General features: G+C 60.8%; 2 pseudogenes. One reads left to right on the forward strand and one right to left on the reverse strand.

Annotated elements, in window-relative coordinates:
* Positions 1–140: 140 nt before the first annotated feature.
* A pseudogene (locus WS68_RS09190) lies at positions 141–1,224 on the reverse strand (DUF4158 domain-containing protein); the annotation flags it as partial.
* Between WS68_RS09190 and WS68_RS09195 the strand changes: the two are divergent.
* Positions 1,225–2,567 (forward strand): annotated as a pseudogene (locus tag WS68_RS09195) (phage integrase family protein); the annotation flags it as partial.

Here is a 2,567-nt window from a genome sequence, read left to right on the forward strand (position 1 = left end):
AGTTCCTTGGGCAGTTCAGGCAGCGGCCCGCGGGCCGCTGCCTGACGCGCTACAGTTTGCCTTTTCTTCTTCATTGGCATATCCATGACTTTTACACCTCATGATATGCCCCGCCCACGAAATCACGGATAGGCCCCCTCCAGGAACGCCGGCACATATCGGCGCAACGTCGCATAATGATCGCCGATCTCATGTAGAAAATCGATGGCTTCCGGTTGGGCCAATTGCTCGGCCTCCGTCACGTTCTTCGTGAAGGCATCCCACGACATGACTGATTCGATTGCCTTGAACGCATCATTGCCGTCTTCCCGTGCCTTGAGTAAGGCTCGTCCGAGCTTCCCGAACAGTCTCACCTTGTCGTTGATGGATTTGCCGGAGCGGTGAAACTTCTGCTGGTGCTTTTTCTTGGCTGCGTTGAACAGTCGACCGATAATTCGATCATGCAAATCGACGATTTCGTCGGTAACCGTTGCGCTTGCCTCCAAGACGATCGCCACCAGCGTGGCATGGCGACGCCGCACTTCGAATTTCGCCAGGTCGTGTGGCGTCATCTGCGCGCCTTCTCTGGCAATCTTGAGCAGGCGGTTGCGGTGAACGAGCCTGTCCAGTCCGGCCGGCAGGTTGATACCTTGTAGCACTTTCAGGCGCTCGATGTGCTGAAGCATTTGTCTCGAACTTGCCTTGCCCGGTGGCTGCCGTAACCACGCGAGCCAGGTCAAGCGGCCATCAGCCCGGCGCTGCAGCAGCAGATCGAGTCGTTGCCGCTGCTCGTCGGAAAGCGGTTCCGTCAGGACGCCATATATCCGGCGCACGCGTAATTGCTTCAGCGCAGATGCGCTCAATGACGTCAGCTCCGGGCAGCAGGATCGCCTGCCGACGTAAATGGTCAATCAGCGCCTGCGCGAGTACGATGCCCTTGTCGGTCTGCATGGCCAGATCGACGAGTGACTGCACTGCTGCGCGATAGTTGGCGACAGTAATAGGCCGGAGCTGCAGGGCAGATTGCAATTCGATCGCGTGTTCGCGACGGGTCTGGTCCCGCTGCCCGTAGGCCGCCCACTGGTCAGGACTGATGTGCAGTTGCTGGCAGATGAACTGCAGCAGCTCGGACGAGGGCGTTACGCCAGACGGCAAGGTGATGCCCGGATAGCGCATGTAGCAAAGCTGCACTGCGAATCCCAAGCGATTGGCGGCGCCCCGATGCTGCTTGATCAGCGATAGATCCAATGGCTTTTGCCTCGTACTGCAAAGGTGTTGAGCCGACACGGCTTGCGCACGCTTGCAGATCTCACTGTCCGGGTCCCGCGCCGGCGTCGCTGGTGGGCCGGGATCGACGGCCTCGGCATTACCGGCGCGCGCCAAGTCGAAGCGTTCTTCGCCGCGCATCCGCAACTGACCGAACGCGCCCGTGCGCTAATTGCCGTTACCCAGCCAGCCACGATCGTGCCCTGGGAACAGTTGCGCCTGCCGCACGAAGTGGATGGATCGACGGGTGCATTCCGCGCGCCGCGCGAGGCATGCACGCTCAATGCCGCCAACGATTACGAGGCCGTGCAAGCCTGGCTCGCGCTGCACGAAACCGCTGCAACCCAGCGGGCCTACCGCAAAGAAGCCGAACGGCTGATCTTATGGGCGATCGTGGAACGCGGCCGAGCGTTGTCGTCGCTCACAACCGACGACGCGATCGCCTATCGGGTGTTTATCCGACGGCCGACACCTCGAGAACGGTGGGTCGGCCCGCCGCGGCCGCGCAATTCAGTCGAGTGGCGACCGTTCTCAGGCGGTTTGTCGGCCCGTTAACCGTACTATCAGCATTGTTTCGCTGGTTGATCGAGCAACGCTACGTGCTGGCGAATCCGTTCGCCGGCGTTAAAGTTCGTGGGCATGCGTTGCGCCGGCGCTCGACACCACGCGCGGCTTCTCTGAGGGCGAGTGGCTGTTGTTGCGCATGATCGCGGATGGCCTGGAGTGGTCGTATGGCTGGTCGGTGCCGGCAGCACAACGACTACGTTTCCTGCTCGACTTCGGTTACGCGACAGGCCTGCGGGCCAACGAGCTGGTGGGGGCGACGCTAGGCGACGTGTACGTTGACGAGCGCGGCGATCAATGGCTTCACGTGACCGGTAAGGGTGGCAAGCGCGCTCGTGTAGCATTACCGCCGTTGGCACGCGACGCACTCGATCAATGTCTCGTACAGCGCCAGTTGTCGGTCACGCCTGAACAATGGAATCCCCGGACATCATTGGTAGCCAACCTCGGCGAGGACGGCGACGCCGGTATTGTTGGCGCGCGACTGTGGCACGTCATGCGTCGGTTCTTTCTGCAAGCTGCCGATATCATCAAGTCGGCTCACCCCGCGCTCGCCGAAAAGCTGCAGCGGGCAAGCCCCCACTGGATGCGTCATAGCCATGCCAGCCACGCCCTTGCTCGTGGCGCTGGATTGACGACGGTTCGCGATAATTTGCGCCATGCATCGATCGCGACAACATCAATGTATTACCGACAGAAAGTTGTTATGCGGAGTCTGGATTCCCGGGAGTTGAGACGGAAGGAGTCTGGTCACCGGA

It is taken from the genome of Burkholderia sp. TSV86 (genome assembly GCF_001522865.1).
Lineage (GTDB): Bacteria > Pseudomonadota > Gammaproteobacteria > Burkholderiales > Burkholderiaceae > Burkholderia.